Here is a 25,449-nt window from a genome sequence, read left to right as displayed (position 1 = left end):
ATCATTCATGTTTACCCTCTTCTCCATCTAATTCCTTGTGGTGTATCCTCTAAAATAATATTCATTTCTTTCAGTTGATCACGAATTGCATCAGCTAATTGAAAATCTCTATCCTTACGTGCTTGATTTCGTTTTTGAATGAGCTCTTCAATTTCTTCATCCACTAATTCTTCCGATTCAAGTTTTAATCCTAGCACATTGAATAAACCTTTAAATTCATCCATAAAAGCATATAACACTTTTTCTGATGTATTCTTTTCACGCAAATAATAATTTGCTTGCTTGGATAATTCAAATAATACAGAGATTCCATTCGCAGTATTAAAATCATCATCCATTTCTTTAACAAATTCTTGATGTGATTCCTCAATTTTTGTTAGCCATTCTTGATCATTTTCGGTTAAATTAGTACTGCTTTGTAAACGATGTTTTAAATTCTGATACGATGTTTTAATACGTTCTAAACCACTACCTGCATTCTCCAATAGTTCTTCACTATAATTAATAGGATTACGATAATGTACAGAAAGCATAAAAAATCGTAAAACCTGAGGATCAAAATGTTTAATAATATCGTGAACTAGCACAAAGTTCCCAAGTGACTTAGACATTTTTTCATTGTTAATATTGATATAACCATTGTGCATCCAATAGCGGGCAAAAGTTTTTCCAGTTAACGCTTCTGATTGAGCGATTTCATTTTCATGGTGAGGGAAGGTTAGATCCTGACCACCCGCATGAATATCAATGGTGTCTCCTAAATATTTACGAGCCATCGCGGAGCACTCAATATGCCACCCTGGTCTTCCTTTTCCCCACGGACTTTCCCAATGGATCTCTCCCTCTTTAGCCGCCTTCCAAAGGGCAAAATCTAATGCATCTTCTTTCTTTTCTCCAACTTCAATACGAGCACCAGATTTTAAATCATCGACTGATTGATGAGAAAGTTTCCCGTACCCGTTAAACTTTCTTGTTCGATAATATACATCCCCTTCTGATTCATAAGCATATCCTTTATTTATCAATGTTTCGATAAATTCTATAATAATATCCATATTTTCTGTAACACGTGGATGCACACTTGCTCTATTGCAACCTAATTCAGAAACATCCTCAAAATAAGCATCGATAAAACGATCAGCGATTGTTGGTACATCTTCCCCCAACTCTTTAGCTGCCTTAATTAACTTATCGTCAACATCTGTAAAATTTGAAACAAAATCAACATCAAATCCACGATACTCTAAATACTTACGGACCGTATCAAAAACAATAGCCGGTCTTGCATTTCCAATGTGAATATAATTATATACGGTTGGACCGCACACATACATTTTTACTTTTCCCTCTTCTAACGGGATAAATGGCTCCTTTTTTCTAGTTAACGTATTATAAATTTGAATGGACATGTACTTCTTCGACTCCTTCCTCTTGTATACGAGCTAATTCAGCTTCTAAATGTTTTATTCTTTCCTCCATAGCAGAACATACGTCAGCTACAGGATCCGGAAGATCACTATGATTTAAGTCCTTCTTAATTTTGACCCCATCTTGAATGACTACACGACCTGGGATTCCAACAACGGTAGAATTGGGAGGTACATTTTTCAAAACGACTGAACCGGCACCAATCTTAGAGTTTTCCCCAACTGTTATGGAACCTAACACTTTTGCTCCTGTTGCAATTAAGGCATTATCTTTAATTGTGGGGTGCCGTTTTCCTTTTTCCTTCCCTGTTCCGCCTAATGTCACACCTTGAAACACTGTTACATTATCACCTATTTCACATGTTTCACCAATAACGATACCCATTCCATGATCAATAAAAAAGCGGCGTCCGATTTTGGCTCCTGGATGAATCTCTATTCCTGTAAAAAAGCGACTGATTTGTGAAATGACTCGGGCAATAAAAAACAGCCTTCTTTTATAAAATCCATGGGCAACTCTATGGGCCCATATGGCATGTAAACCGGAATAAGTTAAAATGACTTCAAACGAACTTCTAGCTGCAGGGTCTTGCTCAAATACCACTTCTATATCTTCCTTCATGCGTTTAAACACGATACCACTCCTTTCTTTAGTATTCGTTAGAAAGCAACAAAAAAAACGCCTCTGAATAGACAGAGACGCTTTCTACGCGGTTCCACTCTGTTTGAATGCAATATAAGTATGACTACTTCTTGCATCCCAACTTCGTCCTTTTAACGATAGGAAAACCGCTTATTCCTACTAAAATACATCGTTCGGAATAAGATTCAGAGGTGCATTTCAAGAAACGAGAGGCCTAAACCACTTTCAGCCGGTGATGGTTCTCTCTTTCAAACTTCGTTTCTTTACTTCTCCTCATCAACACTTTTTCTTATATATTTAAAACAAAATTTTAGGTAGTCATTTATTTATACATACTATATTACATTTTTTATAAAAAGTTAACCAATAAGAGCTTCCAATCTGCTATTTATTTTTTCTTTGCCTAAAAGCTCAATCGTTTTTGGTAAATCAGGACCATGTGCTTGACCAGTTACCGCTACACGGATTGGCATGAATAATTTTTTACCTTTATGCCCTGTTGACTTTTGCACTGCTTTAATGGCTTTTTGAATTTCTTCTGCTTTAAACTCCTCTAAGCCATTAAGTTCTTGCAAAAAGGCTTTTAGAACTTCAGGAACTTGTTCCTCACTTAAAATTTGCTTCGCTTCTTCATCATAGGAAATGGAATCAGTGAAAAATAGCTTAGACAATTCAACAATTTCAGCACCATAACTCATTTGATCTTGATATAATGCAACTAAATGTTGTACCCATGTTTGTTCTTGCTCAGATAAATTCTCACTTACCAAATTAGCCTTGATAAGATGTGGCAACGCAATTTCAACCGCACGATTTACATCAAGCTGTTTCACATATTGGTTATTCATCCATGTTAATTTTTGCTTGTCGAACAATGCAGGAGATTTAGACAATCGTTCAGCATCAAAAATCTTAATAAATTCTTCTTTCGTAAATAGCTCTTCTTCACCTTGAGGAGACCATCCTAGTAACGCGATAAAGTTAAATAGCGCTTCAGGCAGATAACCTAATTCCTCATACTGTTCAATAAATTGGATAATACTTTCATCACGCTTGCTAAGCTTCTTACGACTTTCATTAACAATTAATGTCATATGTCCGAATATTGGCGGCTCCCAGCCAAATGCTTCATAAATCATTAATTGCTTCGGTGTATTCGTAATATGGTCATCTCCACGTAGAACGTGAGAAATTTTCATTAAATGATCATCAACTGCTACAGCAAAGTTATATGTCGGAATGCCATCCTTTTTAATAATAACAAAGTCGCCAATTCCATCAGATTCAAAGCTTACATTGTCTTTGACCATATCTTTAAAAGAGTAAACACGGCCCTTTGGTATGGCAAAACGAATACTAGGCTTACGTCCTTCTTTTTCAAGACGTTCTTGATCCTCTTTCGTTAAATGGCGGCACTTCCCAGAATATTGTGGTGTTTCTCCCCGTGCCATTTGCTCTTCACGTTCTGCTTCTAACTCTTCCTCTGTACAATAACATTTATATGCTAAATCTCTTTCTAAGAGATCGGTATAATATTTTTGATAGATTTCTCCACGCTCTGATTGACGATAAGGTGCATATTCACCTTCTTTATCGATACTCTCATCCCAGTCCATACCTAACCATTTTAAGTATTTCAACTGGCTTTCTTCGCCTCCAGCTATATTCCGCTTGAGATCAGTATCTTCAATACGAATGATAAATTTGCCTCCTTGACTACGGGCAAATAAATAATTAAAAAGGGCAGTCCTAGCATTACCTATGTGCAAGTGACCAGTAGGACTTGGTGCATATCGAACGCGAATATCGGTTGACATGAAATTTTCCTCCTAAAATAAATAACTATACTTTATATCTTAACTAATTACCGCTTTATTTTACCATATAATTTAATTTCTTACGTCTCTTTCTAAAAGAATAACAGCCAAAGCTGCAATCCCTTCTCCTCTTCCAGTAAAACCTAATTTCTCAGTCGTTGTCGCTTTAACATTAACCCGATCAATTTCTCCTTCTAGAAGTTGTGCAATTCTCTGGCGAATTTCACCTATATATGGGGCCATTTTAGGCTTTTGAGCAATAATCGTACAATCAATATTTCCCAAACAATAACCCTTTTTCTTCACTAATTCCCAAACATGTTGAAGAAGAACTGCAGAATCGGCATCTTTGAATTTTGGATCTGTGTCAGGAAAATGTCTGCCAATATCCCCCTCACCAATTGCTCCTAAACTAGCATCTGCTATTGTATGTAATAAAACATCCGCATCTGAGTGTCCTAATAATCCTTTTTCATATGGAATTTGAACTCCACCAATAATAAGTGGTCTTCCTTCTACAAGCTGATGTACATCATACCCTTGACCAATACGAAACATATTAATAGTCTCCTTTTTCACCTGTTATTTCATTACTGATTGTTTTTTTAATATGGCTTCGGCAAAATAAAGATCTTCCGGAGTCGTTAGCTTAATATTATCATAACTTCCTGTAACGATATGAACAGGATAATTAATCCTCTCCACTAAAGAAGACTCATCTGTTCCAAGATAATGATCCTGTTTAGCCTGTTGATGTGCCTGAAAAAGAAGATCAAAGCGAAAAGCCTGTGGAGTCTGAACCTGCCACAAGCTTTTACGCTCTATTGTCTCCGTTACTTGATTATTGTTTACCTTTTTAATCGTGTCTTTTACCGGAACTGCCGCAATTGCAGCACCTGCTTCATATGCTGAAGCAACTAATTGATGCACCATTTCTAATTGGATAAATGGCCTAGCCCCATCATGCACTAGGACAATCTCCGCATTTTGAGCTGCTAAAAGGCCATTATATACACTATATTGTCTCTCCGATCCGCCATACACGATTGTTATCTTTTCCTTCAAAGGTAAAGTATCAAGCATTCCTTCAAATTCAGCTTCATCATCAGGTTGAACGACTAATATAATTCCTTTGCAGTCCTTATCATGTAGGAATACATTTATTGTATGCAAGATAATTGGCTGGTTTTGTAATTGAAGAAATAATTTATTTTTCCCAGCACCCATTCTCTTCCCCTGTCCTGCTGCAGGAATAATCACCTGATAATCCATGTTCGATACTCCTAAATTCTTATTTAACTATCGTTTACAAAGCTCTTTCTAATAGTTTAGGCTTTGCAAATATCATACGCCCTGCAGATGTTTGTAAGACGCTTGTCACTAATACATCAATCCGTTTACCTATATAGTTTCTTCCTTCTTCAACAACAATCATTGTACCATCATCCAAATAAGCGATTCCTTGGTGATATTCTTTCCCATCCTTTATTAATTGGACATTTAACTCTTCTCCAGGAAGAACTACCGGCTTCACTGCATTTGCCAGATCATTAATATTCAAAACTTGTACACTTTGAAGTTCACAAACCTTATTCAGATTAAAATCATTTGTAACAACGATTCCATTCGTTAGCTTCGCCAGTTTTATAAGCTTACTATCTACTTCTTGAATATCTTCAAAGTCACCTTCATAAATTTGAACCTCGATTGGAAGTTCCTTTTGGATTCGTTTGAGGATATCCAATCCTCTACGGCCTCTGTTTCGTTTTAATGCATCAGATGAATCAGCAATATGCTGTAATTCCTCTAATACGAATTGCGGAATAACAATAATACCATCTAAAAATCCCGTTTGACATATATCCGCTATTCTTCCATCAATAATAACGCTTGTATCCAATAGCTTCAATGAATTTGAAGGCTTTATTTCTTCTTCTGATTCTACTACATTCTTTTTCTTTTGGCGTGCTGACATTGTGAATAGACTCATTAGCTCTTCCCTTTTCTTAAATCCAACCTGAAAACCTACATAACCAAGTAATAATGTAAGAAGAATAGGAATCACCGTATTGAGAATTGGAATTTCCATTTTATTAAATGGGATTCCTGCCAAATATGCAACAAATAAACCAAAAATCAACCCAAGACTTCCTGATAATATTTCCGTAATCGGGGCTTTAACAATAGAATCCTCAAACCATTTTACAAACCCAACAACATACTCTACAGCCCAAAAAGAAATAAAATAAAAAATAATAGCACCGAAAATGGCAGTAGCATATGGATTATTAATAAGAACATAGTGGGAAAGACCAACTAGTTTTAATAACTCAGGCAAGAGAAAAATACCGAGTGTCCCACCGATAATTATAAAGCATGCTTGAACAATTCGCTTTAACATATCTTCACCTCCTTTATTCATTATAAACAAATTCCAAAGTTTAAAACGTCCAATTCATGAATATTTTTTGATTGTAATATTTTAGAAACACTTTTGATATATTGCTCACTTTTTTTACACATTTTCGATGTCCCTTCCTATGAAATTTACAGTTGGCGGTCAGCAAATGTTTGTTCTTTAATTAATTTTAGTCCCTCTCTTATTTTCCTCGCTCTAATCTCACCAATACCTTCCACATCATCCAGTTCATCCACTGTTGCCTTTAATATGTTGGGCAAAATTTTAAATTGAGCCACTAGATTTTCTAATATTGTTATTGGTAATCTCGGAATTTTATTTAACACTCGATAACCTCTTGGACATACATGCTCCTCTGGAGGAATATAGTTGTTATAACCTAGTAATTTCATGATTACATTGTCATCTAATACATCGGAACTAACGATATCTTGAAATCGTGAAAGCATTTCTAATGGTTTAGACTGAACATCAGATGCATAATCTTGAATAATTAATAGAGCTTCTTCTTCAATATCAGCTAATAGCTCTTTCATTTGTAAGCGAACAAGTCTTCCCTCAGTTCCGAGCTCATTTAAATAAGTGATTAGTTCCTTCTTAATTCTAATGACCATCTCCACTCGATGCAGGACTTGTAATAAGTCGCTAAACGTTACTAGCTCCTCAAATTCAAGTACAGATAAATTAGAAATACTTTGGTCTAAAACAACTTTATATTTTTCTAATGTTTGAATAGCTTGATTAGCCTTTGTTAAAATAACCGCAATATCCTTTAAAGCATACCGAAAATTTCCTTGATAGAGGGTAATTACATTTCTCCTTTGTGATATGGCTATCACTAATGATTTTGTTTGTTTTGCTACCCTTTCAGCTGTTCTATGCCGCATTCCTGTCTCTGACGAGGAAATGGATGGATCTGGGGCTAATTGAGCATTTGCAATCAGTATTTTATTTCCTGTTTCATTTAATATAATGGCCCCATCCATTTTTGCTAATTCATATAAATAGCTTGGACTAAATACACAATTAATTGAAAATCCTCCGTCTACTAATGATTGAATCCGATCATTGAATCCAAGAACAATCAACCCACCTGTATTGGCACGTAAAACATTATCAATTCCTTCTCTTATAGGTGTGCCAGGTGCAATTAACTGTAAAATTTCTGACATGGATTTTTGTTGAGGCCTCTTATCTTCCATTGACTCATCCTCCTAAAGCTTGCTGTAAAGCTTCTTGAACAGTGGAAACTCCAATAACTTGAATATCCTTAGGGAAATTCCAACCACCAATATTATTGCTTGGAATGATAGCTCTTCGAAAACCTAATTTTGCCGCTTCCTGAACCCTTTGCTCGATGCGAGATACTCGCCTTACTTCTCCTGTCAGGCCAACCTCACCAATAATACAATCATCAGCTTTTGTCGGTTGATCCTTAAAACTAGAAGCAATGCTGATCATAACTGCTAGATCAATAGCAGGTTCATCTATTTTAATTCCGCCTGCTACCTTTAAATAGGCATCATGATTTTGCAATAATAATCCGACTCTTTTTTCTAGTACAGCCATCAACAATGTCACCCGATTATGATCAATCCCCGTACCTGTTCTTCTTGGCATTCCGAACATTGAAGGGGATATTAGAGCTTGGATTTCTACTAAGACCGGACGTGTCCCTTCCATGGAAGCGACGACGGTTGAACCCGATGCCCCTTTTGAACGTTCTTCTAAAAAGATTTCTGATGGATTCTCAACCTCAGATAAGCCATAATCCTTCATTTCAAATATTGCCATTTCATTAGTAGAACCGAAACGGTTTTTCACAGCCCTCAATATCCGATAAGAATGATGGCGTTCTCCTTCAAAGTAAAGAACCGAATCTACCATATGTTCTAATAATCTTGGTCCCGCAATCGAGCCCTCTTTCGTAACATGCCCAACAATAAAAATAGCAATTCCTTTTGTTTTAGCAATCCTCATTAATTCCGCTGTACATTCTCTTACTTGTGATACACTACCTGGGGCAGAGGTAACCTCGGGGTGATAAATCGTTTGTATCGAATCGATCACAACAAATTGTGGAGAAATCTCTTGGATAGTATGATGAATTGCTTCTAAATTCGTTTCCGAAAACACAAACAATTGATCTGACGATATTTGGAGACGGTCTGCGCGTAGCTTCGTTTGTTTAACTGATTCTTCTCCTGATATATATAAAACTCGATGTTCATCCTTAGACAGTTGGGAGGAAACTTGAAGTAGTAATGTGGATTTACCGATTCCTGGATCACCACCGATTAATACAAGGGAACCCGGAACAACTCCACCACCCAACACTCGATTTAATTCCTTTAAGTCTGTTAATACCCTTTCTTCTTGCTCAGAAACTATTGTGGTAATAGGGGTAGCTTTTGTAACTTCATCAACAGGAGAATGAATGAATGCACCTTTTCTAGGCTTCCCAGTTATTTCAACTTCTTCCACCATTTTATTCCACTCATTACAGCCTGGACATCTTCCCATCCACTTAGCAGATTCATATCCACAAGACTGACAAATAAATTTCGTCGTCTTTTTTGCCATTTTTTACTTCCTCTCTATATATCTATGCTTTTCTGAAATAGTCATTACATTTAAAAAGCTGTTTTTGTATTGATCAAAAGAAACCTCATATGGGAATCCTCCAAGAAGCAACAACGTTTTTAATAAATAGATTTTAAAAAAAGCACATGTTAGACATGTCAAAGATGAAACATTCTATTAACATCAACGTCAATTTCTATACCATAAAAATATTTACTATATATAGACGTTTCAATGTTGGATTTAGTTTCACTTTTTAGCGAGTTCCATTATTCATACTGGAACTCGCTACTGACTATCTTCATGTACCTTTTTTATTGCTATAAAATTGATTCTGTTACTTCTGATGGCTTCACACTAAATTCGCCATCTACTACATCAATTACCACTTTTTGACCTTCTAAAATAACGCCTTTTAACAATTCCTCTGATAAACGGTCTTCTACATTTTTTTGAATTGCTCTCTTTAATGGGCGTGCCCCGTATTCAGGATCATAGCCCTCTTCTGCTATTTTATTTTTAGCCGCTTCTGTTAGCTCAAGTTCAATATGTTTTTCTTTCAATCGCTTCACTAATTGTTCTGATAATAGTGAAACGATATGCTTTAAGTGTTCCTTTTCTAACGCATGGAAAACAATAATTTCATCAATACGGTTTAAAAACTCAGGACGAAACGCGCGTTTTAATTCATCCATTACTTTACTCTTCATGTCTTTATAGTCTTGATTTCCATCTTGAATATTAAATCCGACATATTTATTTCTTTTTAATGATTCTGCACCTACATTCGAAGTCATGATTAGTACTGTATTTCTGAAATCAACGGTACGACCCTTCGAATCAGTTAGTCGCCCATCCTCTAAAACTTGTAATAGGATGTTAAATACATCAGGATGTGCCTTTTCAATCTCATCTAGTAAAATGACTGAATATGGCTTGCGACGAACCTTCTCTGTTAATTGTCCGCCTTCTTCAAATCCTACATAACCTGGAGGTGATCCGACAAGTCTTGATGTAGAATGCTTCTCCATGTATTCCGACATATCAATTCGGATCATTGCATCTTCATCACCAAACATTGATTCAGCTAATGCTCTTGCAAGCTCAGTTTTACCCACGCCAGTTGGTCCTAAAAATATAAACGATCCTATCGGGCGTTTAGGATCTTTTAATCCCGCTCTTGCACGACGAACAGCTTTTGAAACAGCTTTAACAGCCTCTTCCTGTCCAATAACGCGAGAATGTAAAATTTCCTCTAATCTCAATAGCTTTTCCGTTTCTGTTTGCGCCAGCTTTGAAACAGGAATTCCAGTCCAACTTGCAACAACTGTTGCGATATCCTCAACGGTTACTTCACTATTTTCTTGGCCTTGTTTTTCCTTCCAAGTCTTTTTCGTTTCTTCCAATTTTTCACGTAAACGTTGTTCAGAATCCCTTAAAGATGCGGCTTTTTCGAACTCTTGACTTTGAACTGCTGCGTCTTTTTCCTTCCTGATTTCCTCCAATTTGAGTTCAAGCTCTTTTAAATTTGGTGGTGTTGTAAATGATCGTAAACGGACTTTGGAGCCAGCTTCATCAATTAAATCAATAGCTTTATCTGGAAGAAATCGATCAGAAATATAACGATCAGATAGTTTTACAGCTGCCTCAATTGCATCATCTGTAATAGATACACGGTGATGTGCTTCATATCGATCCCTTAATCCTTTTAATATTTGAATAGACTCGTCAGATGAAGGCTCATCTACTTGAATTGGTTGAAATCTTCGTTCTAATGCTGCATCCTTTTCGATATATTTACGATATTCATCCAATGTTGTTGCACCAATGCATTGAAGCTCACCACGTGCCAATGATGGCTTTAATATATTTGAAGCATCGATGGCTCCCTCTGCTCCACCTGCACCAATCAAAGTATGAAGCTCATCGATAAATAAAATAATATTTCCAGCTTGTCGGATTTCGTCCATTACCTTTTTCAAGCGATCCTCAAACTCTCCACGGTACTTTGTCCCAGCAACAACTGTTCCCATATCCAAAGTCATTACGCGTTTATCGCGAAGCGTCTCCGGCACCTCATTATTAACAATTTGCTGTGCCAACCCTTCTGCTATAGCTGTTTTCCCAACTCCAGGTTCTCCAATAAGGACTGGATTGTTCTTTGTTCGTCTGCTTAATACTTCTATTACACGTTGAATTTCTTTGCTTCTTCCGATAACGGGATCTAATGTTTCTTCTCTTGCAATAGCAGTTAAGTCGCGTGCTAGGCTATCAAGAGTAGGAGTGTTAGCACTTGATGTGTTTCCTCCTTGATGGGTTCCCGCTTCATTACTTCCAAGTAATTGAAGAACCTGTTGTCTAGCTTTGTTCAAGCTCACACCTAAATTATTCAGTACTCTAGCCGCGACTCCTTCTCCCTCACGTATAAGACCTAATAAAATGTGCTCTGTACCAACATAGGAATGACCTAGTTTTCGAGCTTCATCCATGGATAATTCAATGACCTTTTTTGCACGTGGTGTATAATGAATATTTTGCCCAGAATCCTGGCCCTTTCCTATTAAGTTTTCCACCTCTACTTGGATTTTTTCGGGACTAAGTCCAAGTCCATATAATGCTTTTGCAGCAATTCCTTCACCCTCTTGAACTAATCCAAGAAGAATATGTTCAGTACCGATATTATTATGCTTTAATCGAATGGCTTCTTCTTGAGATAAAGCTAATACTTTTTGTGCTCTTTCAGTAAATCGTCCAAACATCATATTGATCTCCTCCTAGCCGTTATTCTTCTCTTCAAGTTTTAAACGTTCTCTTATAAGTGTTGCTCTGCGAATATCTCTTTCATAGGGACGTAATGGACCACCAGCATATTGTTGTAAAAACCCTGGTTGTGTAAAGATCATTAATTCATTTAAGATATTTTTAGATACATTTTTGATATAGCCTGTATCAATCCCTAAACGAACATCGGACAAGCATTGTGACGCTTCCTTCGATTCAATTATTCTACTATTGGTCAATACACCATAAGACCTGAAAACTCTATCTTCTAATTGTATGTTAGAGGTTTTAATCAATGCTTCTCTTGCTGACCTTTCTTGTGCAATGATCTGTTGAACAACACTAATTAAATCATCGACAATATCTGTTTCAGATTTACCTAATGTAATTTGATTAGAAATTTGAAAAATATTACCCAATGCCTCGCTGCCTTCTCCATAAATTCCACGAACCACTAATCCTAATTGATTAATAGCAGGAATAATACGATTCATTTGTTGAGTAAGGATAAGTCCAGGCAAGTGAACCATAACTGATGCTCTTAATCCTGTGCCGACATTAGTTGGACAGCTTGTCAAATATCCCAGCTTTTCACTATATGCATAATCAATATGTTCTTCCATTAAATCATCAATTTTATTTGCCTTATCTAAAGCTTCTTTTAGTTGTAAACCAGGAAATAAGCATTGTATCCGTATATGGTCTTCCTCATTAATCATAATACTAACATCCTCTTCACCTGATAAAATCACTGCACCATGTGAAGAATCATCTGCTAAATTCGGGCTAATAAGATGTTTTTCGACTAACACCTTCTTCTGTAGAGCTTGTAGCTGATCCATTTTAAGTAATTCTACTTGATTGCCTTCGAGATGGAAATCAGTATGTAAAACTGATTCTACTTTAGATATAATTTCCCTTGCTTCCTCATTGCTAAACAATGTCGGGAATTTATAGTCCTTAAAGTTTCGAGCTAATCGAATTCTTGAACTTAACACAATATCAGAATCTGGTCCCTCTTTACTCATCCATGAACTTACTGCTTGACTAATGAATTTTTCTAAACTCATGAGGTTTCCCTCCCATCATTCAGAAGTGAACTCTCTAAGGCTCGAACTTGATCTCGAATATCAGCAGCCTTTTCAAATTCTTCATGATTTATTGCTTGCTGTAAATCTAATTTTAACTGTTGGATTTGCCTCTTTATATGAACAGCGCCTCCAATTCTTTTCGGTACTTTACCATGATGTTCGATATTTCCACTATGGAGTCTTTTTATAATCGGATGTAATCGTTCATTAAAGGTTTCATAACAAGTGGAACAACCAAAGCGTCCAATATTAACAAATTGTTTAAATGTCATTTTGCAATTCGGACATTGCAAAATTTCATTTTTTTGAATTGTGCCTTGTTTTGCTTGTTGAAAAACTGGATCAAAATTTAACAATCCTGCAATTATATTGTTAATAGAGAATCCAGGTTCCCCCTCAAACATAAACATCTCACCTTTTTCCTGTGCACATTTCTCACAGTAATGGAATTCGGTTTTTTCTCCATTAATAATTTTGGTAAAATGAAGAGTTGCCGGTCTTTCATTACACTCCTGACAAATCATTTTACTCACCTCTATATTATTTATATTTTAAAGTCATTAGCATGGCCGTTAACATTCTAGCTCTTAATTGGTCCCTTTCTGGAAGGTCCAAATAAAGAACTGAACGGTCCATTACGCTTAACATAATTTTCGCTTCTCTTTTTGAAATAACTTCTTCTTCAACTAAACGAATAATCACATCCTCAGCATTTGATTGTGATATTCTGGACTTTACTAATAGTAATAAATGATCAATTAATTGTGCCTGATCGTGAGGTTTAACCTTAATAATACGAATATATCCTCCACCACCTCTTTTACTTTCAACTACATATCCTCTTTCTATAGTGAATCTGGTATTGATTACGTAGTTAATCTGGGAAGGTACACATTGAAATTTATCGGCAATTTCACTTCTTTTTATTTCTACAATTTCACTACCATTCATTTCCAAAACCTGTTTAAGATAGCTTTCAATAATATCCGATATATTTTTCATCAAGTCCACCTCCTTCTACGACTTGACTTTGACTATATTTGACTTTAATTATACATGATGATATCAGAAAAGCGCAAGCAACTTAGTCAGTGGTGAATAAGTGAAATTTCCACTCTGCCTAACAGAAAAGAAACAGGTTGTGCACCAGTCAATGTATCATTTTAACTAGGTTTACCAAAAATACTAGTCAATTTTTTATCTTATCTTTTTATATATTTCGCAACATGATTATATTCATTAGTTTTACCACATGTGCAGAAAATAAAACCATTTTTTTAACTCGCATTATTAAAAAATGACATAAAAAAACCACAGAATAAATCATTCTGCGGTTTCAAATCGCCTGGCAACGTCCTACTCTTGCAGGGGGAGAGCCCCCAACTACCATCGGCGCTAAGAAGCTTAACTTCCGTGTTCGGGATGGGAACGGGTGTGACCTTCTTGCCATAATTACCAGACTATATTTTGTTAAGGGTTTATTCCCTCAAAACTAGATATATAAAGAAGTGTAATAACCTTAAATCAAATTAGGATAAGTCTTCGATCTATTAGTATTCGTCAGCTCCATGTGTCGCCACACTTCCACCTCGAACCTATCAACCTGATCATCTTTCAGGGATCTTATTTAGATAAACTAAGGGAAATCTCATCTTGAGGGGGGCTTCATGCTTAGATGCTTTCAGCACTTATCCCTTCCGCACATAGCTACCCAGCGATGCCTTTGGCAAGACAACTGGTACACCAGCGGTGCGTCCATCCCGGTCCTCTCGTACTAAGGACAGCTCCTCTCAAATTTCCTACGCCCACGACGGATAGGGACCGAACTGTCTCACGACGTTCTGAACCCAGCTCGCGTACCGCTTTAATGGGCGAACAGCCCAACCCTTGGGACCGACTACAGCCCCAGGATGCGATGAGCCGACATCGAGGTGCCAAACCTCCCCGTCGATGTGGACTCTTGGGGGAGATAAGCCTGTTATCCCCGGGGTAGCTTTTATCCGTTGAGCGATGGCCCTTCCATGCGGAACCACCGGATCACTAAGCCCGACTTTCGTCCCTGCTCGACTTGTAGGTCTCGCAGTCAAGCTCCCTTGTGCCTTTACACTCTGCGAATGATTTCCAACCATTCTGAGGGAACCTTTGGGCGCCTCCGTTACCTTTTAGGAGGCGACCGCCCCAGTCAAACTGCCTGCCTGACACTGTCTCCCACCCCGATTCAGGGGTGCGGGTTAGAATTTCAATACAGCCAGGGTAGTATCCCACCGATGCCTCCACCGAAGCTGGCGCTCCGGCTTCAAAGGCTCCTACCTATCCTGTACAAGCTGTACCAAAATTCAATATCAAGCTGCAGTAAAGCTCCACGGGGTCTTTCCGTCCTGTCGCGGGTAACCTGCATCTTCACAGGTACTATAATTTCACCGAGTCTCTCGTTGAGACAGTGCCCAGATCGTTGCGCCTTTCGTGCGGGTCAGAACTTACCTGACAAGGAATTTCGCTACCTTAGGACCGTTATAGTTACGGCCGCCGTTTACTGGGGCTTCAATTCAAAGCTTCGTCTTGCGACTAACCTCTCCTCTTAACCTTCCAGCACCGGGCAGGCGTCAGCCCCTATACTTCGCCTTACGGCTTCGCAGAGACCTGTGTTTTTGCTAAACAGTCGCCTGGGCCTATTCACTGCGGCTCTCTCGGGCTTGCACCCTAACAGAGCACCCCTTCTCCCGAAGTTACGGGGTCATTTTGCCGAGTTCCTTAACGAGAGTTCTCTCGCTCACCTTAGGATTCTCTCCTCGCCTACCTGTGTCGGTTTGCGGTACGGGCACCTTTCACCTCACTAGAGGATTTTCTAGGCAGTGTGGAATCAGGAACTTCGGTACTAAATTTCCCTCGCCATCACAGCTCAAGGTATCTGGTGACGGGATTTGCCTCGTCACCCCTCTAACTGCTTGGACGCACTATTCCAGCAGTGCGCTTACCCTATCCTCCTGCGTCCCCCCATCGTTCAAACGGTGAAGAGGTGGTACAGGAATATCAACCTGTTGTCCATCGCCTACGCCTTTCGGCCTCGGCTTAGGTCCCGACTAACCCTGAGCGGACGAGCCTTCCTCAGGAAACCTTAGGCATTCGGTGGAAGGGATTCTCACCCTTCTTTCGCTACTCATACCGGCATTCTCACTTCTAAGCGCTCCACCAGTCCTTACGGTCTAGCTTCGCAGCCCTTAGAACGCTCTCCTACCACGGACACCTGACGGTGTCCATCCACAGCTTCGGTGATACGTTTAGCCCCGGTACATTTTCGGCGCAGAGTCACTCGACCAGTGAGCTATTACGCACTCTTTAAATGGTGGCTGCTTCTAAGCCAACATCCTGGTTGTCTAAGCAACTCCACATCCTTTTCCACTTAACGTATACTTTGGGACCTTAGCTGGTGGTCTGGGCTGTTTCCCTCTTGACTACGGATCTTATCACTCGCAGTCTGACTCCTAAGGATAAGTCATTGGCATTCGGAGTTTGTCTGAATTCGGTAACCCGATGAGGGCCCCTAGTCCAAACAGTGCTCTACCTCCAAGACTCTTACCTTAAGGCTAGCCCTAAAGCTATTTCGGAGAGAACCAGCTATCTCCAAGTTCGATTGGAATTTCTCCGCTACCCACACCTCATCCCCGCACTTTTCAACGTGCGTGGGTTCGGGCCTCCAGTAAGTGTTACCTTACCTTCACCCTGGACATGGGTAGATCACCTGGTTTCGGGTCTACGACCTCATACTTAATCGCCCTATTCAGACTCGCTTTCGCTGCGGCTCCGCCTCTTCAGCTTAACCTTGCATGAAATCGTAACTCGCCGGTTCATTCTACAAAAGGCACGCTATCACCCTGCATAAAGCATAGGGCTCTAACTACTTGTAGGCACACGGTTTCAGGTTCTCTTTCACTCCCCTCCCGGGGTGCTTTTCACCTTTCCCTCACGGTACTGGTTCACTATCGGTCACTAGGGAGTATTTAGCCTTGGGAGATGGTCCTCCCTGCTTCCGACGGGATTTCACGTGTCCCGCCGTACTCAGGATCCACTCTGGAGGGAACGAAGTTTCAACTACAGGGTTGTTACCTTCTTTGACGGGCCTTTCCAGACCTCTTCATCTACTCCGTTCCTTTGTAACTCCGTATAGAGTGTCCTACAACCCCAAGAGGCAAGCCTCTTGGTTTGGGCTTCTTCCGTTTCGCTCGCCGCTACTCAGGAAATCGCAATTGCTTTCTCTTCCTCCGGGTACTTAGATGTTTCAGTTCCCCGGGTCTGCCTTCCTTACTCTATGTATTCAAGCAAGGATACTACCCCATTACGGGCAGTGGGTTCCCCCATTCGGAAATCTCCGGATCAAAGCTCGCTTACAGCTCCCCGAAGCATATCGGTGTTAGTCCCGTCCTTCATCGGCTCCTAGTGCCAAGGCATTCACCGTGCGCCCTTACTAACTTAACCTAAAAGGTTATTTAAAACTACTTAATGGATTCATCCATAAAGTGGCGATTCTCGGTTATTACTTGGTTACTTCTTATATTATCTAGTTTTCAAAGAACAAACATATCTATTGAAAGGATTAACCTTTCAAAACTGAACAAAACAGAAGACGTCTGAACCACGTAAGTGGTTTTCCATATTCCTTAGAAAGGAGGTGATCCAGCCGCACCTTCCGATACGGCTACCTTGTTACGACTTCACCCCAATCATCTGTCCCACCTTCGGCGGCTGGCTCCAAAAGGTTACCTCACCGACTTCGGGTGTTACAAACTCTCGTGGTGTGACGGGCGGTGTGTACAAGGCCCGGGAACGTATTCACCGCGGCATGCTGATCCGCGATTACTAGCGATTCCGGCTTCATGTAGGCGAGTTGCAGCCTACAATCCGAACTGAGAATGGTTTTATGGGATTGGCTAAACCTCGCGGTCTTGCAGCCCTTTGTACCATCCATTGTAGCACGTGTGTAGCCCAGGTCATAAGGGGCATGATGATTTGACGTCATCCCCACCTTCCTCCGGTTTGTCACCGGCAGTCACCTTAGAGTGCCCAACTAAATGCTGGCAACTAAGGTCAAGGGTTGCGCTCGTTGCGGGACTTAACCCAACATCTCACGACACGAGCTGACGACAACCATGCACCACCTGTCACTCCTGTCCCCGAAGGGAAATCCCTATCTCTAGGGAGGTCAAGAGGATGTCAAGACCTGGTAAGGTTCTTCGCGTTGCTTCGAATTAAACCACATGCTCCACCGCTTGTGCGGGCCCCCGTCAATTCCTTTGAGTTTCAGCCTTGCGGCCGTACTCCCCAGGCGGAGTGCTTAATGCGTTAGCTGCAGCACTAAAGGGCGGAAACCCTCTAACACTTAGCACTCATCGTTTACGGCGTGGACTACCAGGGTATCTAATCCTGTTCGCTCCCCACGCTTTCGCGCCTCAGCGTCAGTTACAGACCAGAGAGTCGCCTTCGCCACTGGTGTTCCTCCACATCTCTACGCATTTCACCGCTACACGTGGAATTCCACTCTCCTCTTCTGCACTCAAGTCTCCCAGTTTCCAATGGCCGCTTGCGGTTGAGCCGCAAGATTTCACATCAGACTTAAGAAACCGCCTGCGCGCGCTTTACGCCCAATAATTCCGGACAACGCTTGCCACCTACGTATTACCGCGGCTGCTGGCACGTAGTTAGCCGTGGCTTTCTGGTTAGGTACCGTCAAGGTACCGCCCTATTCGAACGATACTTGTTCTTCCCTAACAACAGAGTTTTACGATCCGAAAACCTTCATCACTCACGCGGCGTTGCTCCGTCAGACTTTCGTCCATTGCGGAAGATTCCCTACTGCTGCCTCCCGTAGGAGTCTGGGCCGTGTCTCAGTCCCAGTGTGGCCGATCACCCTCTCAAGTCGGCTACGCATCGTCGCCTTGGTGAGCCGTTACCTCACCAACTAGCTAATGCGCCGCGGGTCCATCTGTAAGTGATAGCCGGAGCCATCTTTCAATTCTCCTTCATGCGAAGGAAAAAGTTATCCGGTATTAGCCCCGGTTTCCCGGAGTTATCCCAGTCTTACAGGCAGGTTACCCACGTGTTACTCACCCGTCCGCCGCTAATCATCAGGGAGCAAGCTCCCATCAGATTCGCTCGACTTGCATGTATTAGGCACGCCGCCAGCGTTCGTCCTGAGCCAGGATCAAACTCTCCAAAAAGATGTTTGATATAGCTCTTTATAAATAAAAGTAATTCATTGACGTTTCGTTTTGTTCAGTTTTCAAAGATCAATTTCTTTAGTCATTTAGCGACAACTTTTATAGTATATCTCATTTAAAATAAGTTGTCAACACTTTTTTTGGTGGAGCCTAGCGGGATCGAACCGCTGACCTCCTGCGTGCAAAGCAGGCGCTCTCCCAGCTGAGCTAAGGCCCCAATTATATAATGGTCGGGAAGACAGGATTCGAACCTGCGACCCCATGGTCCCAAACCATGTGCTCTACCAAGCTGAGCTACTTCCCGTTCATGGCGCGCCCGAGAGGAGTCGAACCCCTAACCTTTTGATCCGTAGTCAAACGCTCTATCCAATTGAGCTACGGGCGCATGATTTATATCTTAAGATATTTTATGGAAGAATCTTTTGCTGCGCAAAAATTCTAAATGCCGAGGACCGGAATCGAACCGGTACGGTAGTCACCTACCGCAGGATTTTAAGTCCTGTGCGTCTGCCAGTTCCGCCACCCCGGCAAGGGTTGTTTGGAGCGGAAGACGGGATTCGAACCCGCGACCCCCACCTTGGCAAGGTGGTGTTCTACCACTGAACTACTTCCGCGACTTTATTTTATAATGCGGGTGAAGGGAGTCGAACCCCCACGCCTTGCGGCGCCAGATCCTAAGTCTGGTGCGTCTGCCAATTCCGCCACACCCGCGTTATGAAAAATGTTTTTCGATTAACAAAAAGATAAGTTATTTAGCATTACAAAAAACAATGGTGAGCCATGAAGGACTCGAACCTTCGACCCTCTGATTAAAAGTCAGATGCTCTACCAACTGAGCTAATGGCTCGTAATGACCTGAGTGGTGCCGGCCAGAGGACTTGAACCCCCAACCTACTGATTACAAGTCAGTTGCTCTACCAATTGAGCTAGGCCGGCATTAGTATATTATAATCCCCAAGCAGAGATTAGTTATAATAGTCGTCCAGCTTTCAGTTTGCTTATTCAAGCAGCAGCTCAAGCTGTACGCTGATGTATTTCAAAGTAGTTTATTCGGTCGTGCTCTACCAATTGAGCTAGGCCGGCATTATATATGGTGGAGGATGACGGGATCGAACCGCCGACCCCCTGCTTGTAAGGCAGGTGCTCTCCCAGCTGAGCTAATCCTCCAAAAAAACGCCTGGCAACGTCCTACTCTTGCAGGGGGAGAGCCCCCAACTACCATCGGCGCTAAGAAGCTTAACTTCCGTGTTCGGGATGGGAACGGGTGTGACCTTCTTGCCATAATTACCAGACTATATTTTGTTAAGGGTTTATTCCCTCAAAACTAGATATATAAAGAAGTGTAATAACCTTAAATCAAATTAGGATAAGTCTTCGATCTATTAGTATTCGTCAGCTCCATGTGTCGCCACACTTCCACCTCGAACCTATCAACCTGATCATCTTTCAGGGATCTTATTTAGATAAACTAAGGGAAATCTCATCTTGAGGGGGGCTTCATGCTTAGATGCTTTCAGCACTTATCCCTTCCGCACATAGCTACCCAGCGATGCCTTTGGCAAGACAACTGGTACACCAGCGGTGCGTCCATCCCGGTCCTCTCGTACTAAGGACAGCTCCTCTCAAATTTCCTACGCCCACGACGGATAGGGACCGAACTGTCTCACGACGTTCTGAACCCAGCTCGCGTACCGCTTTAATGGGCGAACAGCCCAACCCTTGGGACCGACTACAGCCCCAGGATGCGATGAGCCGACATCGAGGTGCCAAACCTCCCCGTCGATGTGGACTCTTGGGGGAGATAAGCCTGTTATCCCCGGGGTAGCTTTTATCCGTTGAGCGATGGCCCTTCCATGCGGAACCACCGGATCACTAAGCCCGACTTTCGTCCCTGCTCGACTTGTAGGTCTCGCAGTCAAGCTCCCTTGTGCCTTTACACTCTGCGAATGATTTCCAACCATTCTGAGGGAACCTTTGGGCGCCTCCGTTACCTTTTAGGAGGCGACCGCCCCAGTCAAACTGCCTGCCTGACACTGTCTCCCACCCCGATTCAGGGGTGCGGGTTAGAATTTCAATACAGCCAGGGTAGTATCCCACCGATGCCTCCACCGAAGCTGGCGCTCCGGCTTCAAAGGCTCCTACCTATCCTGTACAAGCTGTACCAAAATTCAATATCAAGCTGCAGTAAAGCTCCACGGGGTCTTTCCGTCCTGTCGCGGGTAACCTGCATCTTCACAGGTACTATAATTTCACCGAGTCTCTCGTTGAGACAGTGCCCAGATCGTTGCGCCTTTCGTGCGGGTCAGAACTTACCTGACAAGGAATTTCGCTACCTTAGGACCGTTATAGTTACGGCCGCCGTTTACTGGGGCTTCAATTCAAAGCTTCGTCTTGCGACTAACCTCTCCTCTTAACCTTCCAGCACCGGGCAGGCGTCAGCCCCTATACTTCGCCTTACGGCTTCGCAGAGACCTGTGTTTTTGCTAAACAGTCGCCTGGGCCTATTCACTGCGGCTCTCTCGGGCTTGCACCCTAACAGAGCACCCCTTCTCCCGAAGTTACGGGGTCATTTTGCCGAGTTCCTTAACGAGAGTTCTCTCGCTCACCTTAGGATTCTCTCCTCGCCTACCTGTGTCGGTTTGCGGTACGGGCACCTTTCACCTCACTAGAGGATTTTCTAGGCAGTGTGGAATCAGGAACTTCGGTACTAAATTTCCCTCGCCATCACAGCTCAAGGTATCTGGTGACGGGATTTGCCTCGTCACCCCTCTAACTGCTTGGACGCACTATTCCAGCAGTGCGCTTACCCTATCCTCCTGCGTCCCCCCATCGTTCAAACGGTGAAGAGGTGGTACAGGAATATCAACCTGTTGTCCATCGCCTACGCCTTTCGGCCTCGGCTTAGGTCCCGACTAACCCTGAGCGGACGAGCCTTCCTCAGGAAACCTTAGGCATTCGGTGGAAGGGATTCTCACCCTTCTTTCGCTACTCATACCGGCATTCTCACTTCTAAGCGCTCCACCAGTCCTTACGGTCTAGCTTCGCAGCCCTTAGAACGCTCTCCTACCACGGACACCTGACGGTGTCCATCCACAGCTTCGGTGATACGTTTAGCCCCGGTACATTTTCGGCGCAGAGTCACTCGACCAGTGAGCTATTACGCACTCTTTAAATGGTGGCTGCTTCTAAGCCAACATCCTGGTTGTCTAAGCAACTCCACATCCTTTTCCACTTAACGTATACTTTGGGACCTTAGCTGGTGGTCTGGGCTGTTTCCCTCTTGACTACGGATCTTATCACTCGCAGTCTGACTCCTAAGGATAAGTCATTGGCATTCGGAGTTTGTCTGAATTCGGTAACCCGATGAGGGCCCCTAGTCCAAACAGTGCTCTACCTCCAAGACTCTTACCTTAAGGCTAGCCCTAAAGCTATTTCGGAGAGAACCAGCTATCTCCAAGTTCGATTGGAATTTCTCCGCTACCCACACCTCATCCCCGCACTTTTCAACGTGCGTGGGTTCGGGCCTCCAGTAAGTGTTACCTTACCTTCACCCTGGACATGGGTAGATCACCTGGTTTCGGGTCTACGACCTCATACTTAATCGCCCTATTCAGACTCGCTTTCGCTGCGGCTCCGCCTCTTCAGCTTAACCTTGCATGAAATCGTAACTCGCCGGTTCATTCTACAAAAGGCACGCTATCACCCTGCATAAAGCATAGGGCTCTAACTACTTGTAGGCACACGGTTTCAGGTTCTCTTTCACTCCCCTCCCGGGGTGCTTTTCACCTTTCCCTCACGGTACTGGTTCACTATCGGTCACTAGGGAGTATTTAGCCTTGGGAGATGGTCCTCCCTGCTTCCGACGGGATTTCACGTGTCCCGCCGTACTCAGGATCCACTCTGGAGGGAACGAAGTTTCAACTACAGGGTTGTTACCTTCTTTGACGGGCCTTTCCAGACCTCTTCATCTACTCCGTTCCTTTGTAACTCCGTATAGAGTGTCCTACAACCCCAAGAGGCAAGCCTCTTGGTTTGGGCTTCTTCCGTTTCGCTCGCCGCTACTCAGGAAATCGCAATTGCTTTCTCTTCCTCCGGGTACTTAGATGTTTCAGTTCCCCGGGTCTGCCTTCCTTACTCTATGTATTCAAGCAAGGATACTACCCCATTACGGGCAGTGGGTTCCCCCATTCGGAAATCTCCGGATCAAAGCTCGCTTACAGCTCCCCGAAGCATATCGGTGTTAGTCCCGTCCTTCATCGGCTCCTAGTGCCAAGGCATTCACCGTGCGCCCTTACTAACTTAACCTAAAAGGTTATTTAAAACTACTTAATGGATTCATCCATAAAGTGGCGATTCTCGGTTATTACTTGGTTACTTCTTATATTATCTAGTTTTCAAAGAACAAGGCTACTGATTTCAATCACATCATGATTAATCATCAGAGCGTTTGCTTCGTGCTGCCTTGCTCCGAGGTGAACCTAATCATCCTCGAATATGCATTGCCGCAGGAGCAATTATATTTTTATGTCATTAGAATCTTTTAAACAAGAAATCCAATGGACATTTTTTGAAGGATTGAACCTTCAAAACTGAACAAAACAGAAGACGTCTGAACCACGTAAGTGGTTTTCCATATTCCTTAGAAAGGAGGTGATCCAGCCGCACCTTCCGATACGGCTACCTTGTTACGACTTCACCCCAATCATCTGTCCCACCTTCGGCGGCTGGCTCCAAAAGGTTACCTCACCGACTTCGGGTGTTACAAACTCTCGTGGTGTGACGGGCGGTGTGTACAAGGCCCGGGAACGTATTCACCGCGGCATGCTGATCCGCGATTACTAGCGATTCCGGCTTCATGTAGGCGAGTTGCAGCCTACAATCCGAACTGAGAATGGTTTTATGGGATTGGCTAAACCTCGCGGTCTTGCAGCCCTTTGTACCATCCATTGTAGCACGTGTGTAGCCCAGGTCATAAGGGGCATGATGATTTGACGTCATCCCCACCTTCCTCCGGTTTGTCACCGGCAGTCACCTTAGAGTGCCCAACTAAATGCTGGCAACTAAGGTCAAGGGTTGCGCTCGTTGCGGGACTTAACCCAACATCTCACGACACGAGCTGACGACAACCATGCACCACCTGTCACTCCTGTCCCCGAAGGGAAATCCCTATCTCTAGGGAGGTCAAGAGGATGTCAAGACCTGGTAAGGTTCTTCGCGTTGCTTCGAATTAAACCACATGCTCCACCGCTTGTGCGGGCCCCCGTCAATTCCTTTGAGTTTCAGCCTTGCGGCCGTACTCCCCAGGCGGAGTGCTTAATGCGTTAGCTGCAGCACTAAAGGGCGGAAACCCTCTAACACTTAGCACTCATCGTTTACGGCGTGGACTACCAGGGTATCTAATCCTGTTCGCTCCCCACGCTTTCGCGCCTCAGCGTCAGTTACAGACCAGAGAGTCGCCTTCGCCACTGGTGTTCCTCCACATCTCTACGCATTTCACCGCTACACGTGGAATTCCACTCTCCTCTTCTGCACTCAAGTCTCCCAGTTTCCAATGGCCGCTTGCGGTTGAGCCGCAAGATTTCACATCAGACTTAAGAAACCGCCTGCGCGCGCTTTACGCCCAATAATTCCGGACAACGCTTGCCACCTACGTATTACCGCGGCTGCTGGCACGTAGTTAGCCGTGGCTTTCTGGTTAGGTACCGTCAAGGTACCGCCCTATTCGAACGATACTTGTTCTTCCCTAACAACAGAGTTTTACGATCCGAAAACCTTCATCACTCACGCGGCGTTGCTCCGTCAGACTTTCGTCCATTGCGGAAGATTCCCTACTGCTGCCTCCCGTAGGAGTCTGGGCCGTGTCTCAGTCCCAGTGTGGCCGATCACCCTCTCAAGTCGGCTACGCATCGTCGCCTTGGTGAGCCGTTACCTCACCAACTAGCTAATGCGCCGCGGGTCCATCTGTAAGTGATAGCCGGAGCCATCTTTCAATTCTCCTTCATGCGAAGGAAAAAGTTATCCGGTATTAGCCCCGGTTTCCCGGAGTTATCCCAGTCTTACAGGCAGGTTACCCACGTGTTACTCACCCGTCCGCCGCTAATCATCAGGGAGCAAGCTCCCATCAGATTCGCTCGACTTGCATGTATTAGGCACGCCGCCAGCGTTCGTCCTGAGCCAGGATCAAACTCTCCAAAAAGATGTTTGATATAGCTCTTTATAAATAAAAGTAATTCATTGACGTTTCGTTTTGTTCAGTTTTCAAAGATCAATCGTTGCTGTTTTTTCTCAGCGACTTTTATATTATACTTATTAAAATCACTATTGTCAACAACTTTTTTATTTTCTTTTTCAAGCTTCGTTGTCCTCTTGTGGGGCAACGAATAATAATATACCACCTTTTTTTTGATGTTGCAACAGTTTTTTTCTCTTTTTTTTAATAAAAAATTATTATACTAAAATATCATATTCAATTTCTA

Annotated in this window: 12 protein-coding genes, 9 tRNA genes, 6 rRNA genes and 1 other annotated feature; all 27 genes read right to left on the bottom strand. The window is 42.6% G+C overall.

Features of this window, described 5'->3' with window-relative positions:
* Nucleotides 1-11: 11 nt before the first annotated feature.
* Nucleotides 12-1,409: a cysteine--tRNA ligase gene (gene cysS / locus NST63_RS00570; RefSeq protein WP_341041004.1), complete on the bottom strand. Its 1,398-nt coding sequence runs from the start codon at nt 1,407-1,409 to the stop codon at nt 12-14.
* Complete coding sequence (gene cysE, locus NST63_RS00565; RefSeq protein WP_341041003.1) at nt 1,390-2,061, bottom strand: serine O-acetyltransferase; 672 nt, start codon at nt 2,059-2,061, stop codon at nt 1,390-1,392. Before cysE ends, cysS begins: the two co-directional genes overlap by 20 nt.
* Before the next feature lie 58 nt (nt 2,062-2,119).
* Nucleotides 2,120-2,359: a binding site (T-box leader), on the bottom strand.
* Between the two features lie 70 nt (nt 2,360-2,429).
* Nucleotides 2,430-3,887 (bottom strand): glutamate--tRNA ligase, encoded by a 1,458-nt coding sequence (gene gltX / locus NST63_RS00560; protein WP_341041001.1) that lies wholly within the window; start codon nt 3,885-3,887, stop codon nt 2,430-2,432.
* A 72-nt stretch (nt 3,888-3,959) separates the two neighbouring features.
* Complete coding sequence (gene ispF / locus NST63_RS00555; protein ID WP_212946432.1) at nt 3,960-4,445, bottom strand: 2-C-methyl-D-erythritol 2,4-cyclodiphosphate synthase; 486 nt, start codon at nt 4,443-4,445, stop codon at nt 3,960-3,962.
* A 24-nt stretch (nt 4,446-4,469) separates the two neighbouring features.
* The gene (gene ispD / locus NST63_RS00550) at nt 4,470-5,159 is read right to left on the bottom strand and encodes a 2-C-methyl-D-erythritol 4-phosphate cytidylyltransferase (RefSeq protein ID WP_341041000.1); all 690 of its coding nucleotides are present in this window, start codon (nt 5,157-5,159) and stop codon (nt 4,470-4,472) included.
* 34 nt (nt 5,160-5,193) lie between these two features.
* Nucleotides 5,194-6,288 carry a PIN/TRAM domain-containing protein gene (locus tag NST63_RS00545; RefSeq protein ID WP_058005941.1) on the bottom strand — a complete coding sequence of 365 codons (1,095 nt, stop codon included), beginning with the start codon at nt 6,286-6,288 and terminating at the stop codon, nt 5,194-5,196.
* Nucleotides 6,289-6,434: 146 nt separating this feature from the next.
* Nucleotides 6,435-7,508, bottom strand: a complete 1,074-nt coding sequence (gene disA / locus NST63_RS00540) for a DNA integrity scanning diadenylate cyclase DisA (protein ID WP_212946434.1) — start codon at nt 7,506-7,508, stop codon at nt 6,435-6,437.
* A gap of 4 nt (nt 7,509-7,512) precedes the next feature.
* A complete protein-coding gene (radA, locus tag NST63_RS00535; RefSeq protein WP_341040999.1) occupies nt 7,513-8,889 on the bottom strand; it encodes a DNA repair protein RadA in 1,377 nt (458 codons plus the stop codon).
* Between the two features lie 320 nt (nt 8,890-9,209).
* Nucleotides 9,210-11,651, bottom strand: a complete 2,442-nt coding sequence (gene clpC, locus NST63_RS00530; protein ID WP_341040997.1) for an ATP-dependent protease ATP-binding subunit ClpC — start codon at nt 11,649-11,651, stop codon at nt 9,210-9,212.
* A 12-nt stretch (nt 11,652-11,663) separates the two neighbouring features.
* The gene (locus NST63_RS00525; RefSeq protein WP_212946435.1) at nt 11,664-12,740 is read right to left on the bottom strand and encodes a protein arginine kinase; all 1,077 of its coding nucleotides are present in this window, start codon (nt 12,738-12,740) and stop codon (nt 11,664-11,666) included.
* On the bottom strand, nt 12,737-13,285 hold the full coding sequence (locus tag NST63_RS00520) for a UvrB/UvrC motif-containing protein (protein WP_058005936.1): 549 nt from the start codon (nt 13,283-13,285) through the stop codon (nt 12,737-12,739). Before NST63_RS00520 ends, NST63_RS00525 begins: the two co-directional genes overlap by 4 nt.
* 16 nt (nt 13,286-13,301) lie before the next feature.
* A complete protein-coding gene (locus NST63_RS00515) occupies nt 13,302-13,766 on the bottom strand; it encodes a CtsR family transcriptional regulator (RefSeq protein ID WP_373312707.1) in 465 nt (154 codons plus the stop codon).
* A gap of 338 nt (nt 13,767-14,104) precedes the next feature.
* Nucleotides 14,105-14,221 (bottom strand): 5S ribosomal RNA (gene rrf, locus NST63_RS00510).
* A 70-nt stretch (nt 14,222-14,291) separates the two neighbouring features.
* A 23S ribosomal RNA gene (locus tag NST63_RS00505) occupies nt 14,292-17,234 on the bottom strand.
* Nucleotides 17,235-17,420: 186 nt separating this feature from the next.
* A 16S ribosomal RNA gene (locus tag NST63_RS00500) occupies nt 17,421-18,973 on the bottom strand.
* 141 nt (nt 18,974-19,114) lie between these two features.
* Nucleotides 19,115-19,190: transfer RNA gene (locus NST63_RS00495), tRNA-Ala, on the bottom strand.
* A gap of 10 nt (nt 19,191-19,200) precedes the next feature.
* Nucleotides 19,201-19,277: transfer RNA gene (locus NST63_RS00490), tRNA-Pro, on the bottom strand.
* Between the two features lie 4 nt (nt 19,278-19,281).
* A tRNA-Arg gene (locus NST63_RS00485) sits at nt 19,282-19,358 on the bottom strand.
* A 58-nt stretch (nt 19,359-19,416) separates the two neighbouring features.
* Nucleotides 19,417-19,502 (bottom strand) — tRNA-Leu (locus NST63_RS00480).
* Between the two features lie 10 nt (nt 19,503-19,512).
* Nucleotides 19,513-19,587: transfer RNA gene (locus NST63_RS00475), tRNA-Gly, on the bottom strand.
* 15 nt (nt 19,588-19,602) lie between these two features.
* Nucleotides 19,603-19,684 (bottom strand) — tRNA-Leu (locus NST63_RS00470).
* A gap of 60 nt (nt 19,685-19,744) precedes the next feature.
* Nucleotides 19,745-19,820: transfer RNA gene (locus NST63_RS00465), tRNA-Lys, on the bottom strand.
* 13 nt (nt 19,821-19,833) lie between these two features.
* Nucleotides 19,834-19,909 (bottom strand) — tRNA-Thr (locus NST63_RS00460).
* Nucleotides 19,910-20,064: 155 nt separating this feature from the next.
* Nucleotides 20,065-20,140 (bottom strand) — tRNA-Val (locus tag NST63_RS00455).
* Nucleotides 20,141-20,148: 8 nt separating this feature from the next.
* Nucleotides 20,149-20,265: ribosomal RNA gene (gene rrf, locus NST63_RS00450) — 5S ribosomal RNA — on the bottom strand.
* 70 nt (nt 20,266-20,335) lie between these two features.
* A 23S ribosomal RNA gene (locus NST63_RS00445) occupies nt 20,336-23,278 on the bottom strand.
* 338 nt (nt 23,279-23,616) lie between these two features.
* A 16S ribosomal RNA gene (locus tag NST63_RS00440) occupies nt 23,617-25,169 on the bottom strand.
* The 16S, 23S and 5S rRNA genes sit together here with 9 tRNA genes alongside, the layout of an rRNA operon.
* Nucleotides 25,170-25,449 lie beyond the last annotated feature (280 nt).

Source organism: Heyndrickxia sp. FSL W8-0496, from assembly GCF_038007825.1.
Classification (GTDB): domain Bacteria; phylum Bacillota; class Bacilli; order Bacillales; family Bacillaceae_C; genus Heyndrickxia; species Heyndrickxia oleronia.
This window is presented reverse-complemented; position numbering and strand designations above follow the sequence as displayed.

Coding starts and splice junctions, on each gene's coding strand:
- cysS (WP_341041004.1), bottom strand. CDS start 1,409: ATGTCCATTCAAATTTATAATACGTTAACTAGAAAAAAGGAGCCATTT.
- gltX (WP_341041001.1), bottom strand. CDS start 3,887: ATGTCAACCGATATTCGCGTTCGATATGCACCAAGTCCTACTGGTCAC.
- ispF (WP_212946432.1), bottom strand. CDS start 4,445: ATGTTTCGTATTGGTCAAGGGTATGATGTACATCAGCTTGTAGAAGGA.
- ispD (WP_341041000.1), bottom strand. CDS start 5,159: ATGGATTATCAGGTGATTATTCCTGCAGCAGGACAGGGGAAGAGAATG.
- NST63_RS00545 (WP_058005941.1), bottom strand. CDS start 6,288: ATGTTAAAGCGAATTGTTCAAGCATGCTTTATAATTATCGGTGGGACA.
- disA (WP_212946434.1), bottom strand. CDS start 7,508: ATGGAAGATAAGAGGCCTCAACAAAAATCCATGTCAGAAATTTTACAG.
- radA (WP_341040999.1), bottom strand. CDS start 8,889: ATGGCAAAAAAGACGACGAAATTTATTTGTCAGTCTTGTGGATATGAA.
- clpC (WP_341040997.1), bottom strand. CDS start 11,651: ATGATGTTTGGACGATTTACTGAAAGAGCACAAAAAGTATTAGCTTTA.
- NST63_RS00525 (WP_212946435.1), bottom strand. CDS start 12,740: ATGAGTTTAGAAAAATTCATTAGTCAAGCAGTAAGTTCATGGATGAGT.
- NST63_RS00520 (WP_058005936.1), bottom strand. CDS start 13,285: ATGATTTGTCAGGAGTGTAATGAAAGACCGGCAACTCTTCATTTTACC.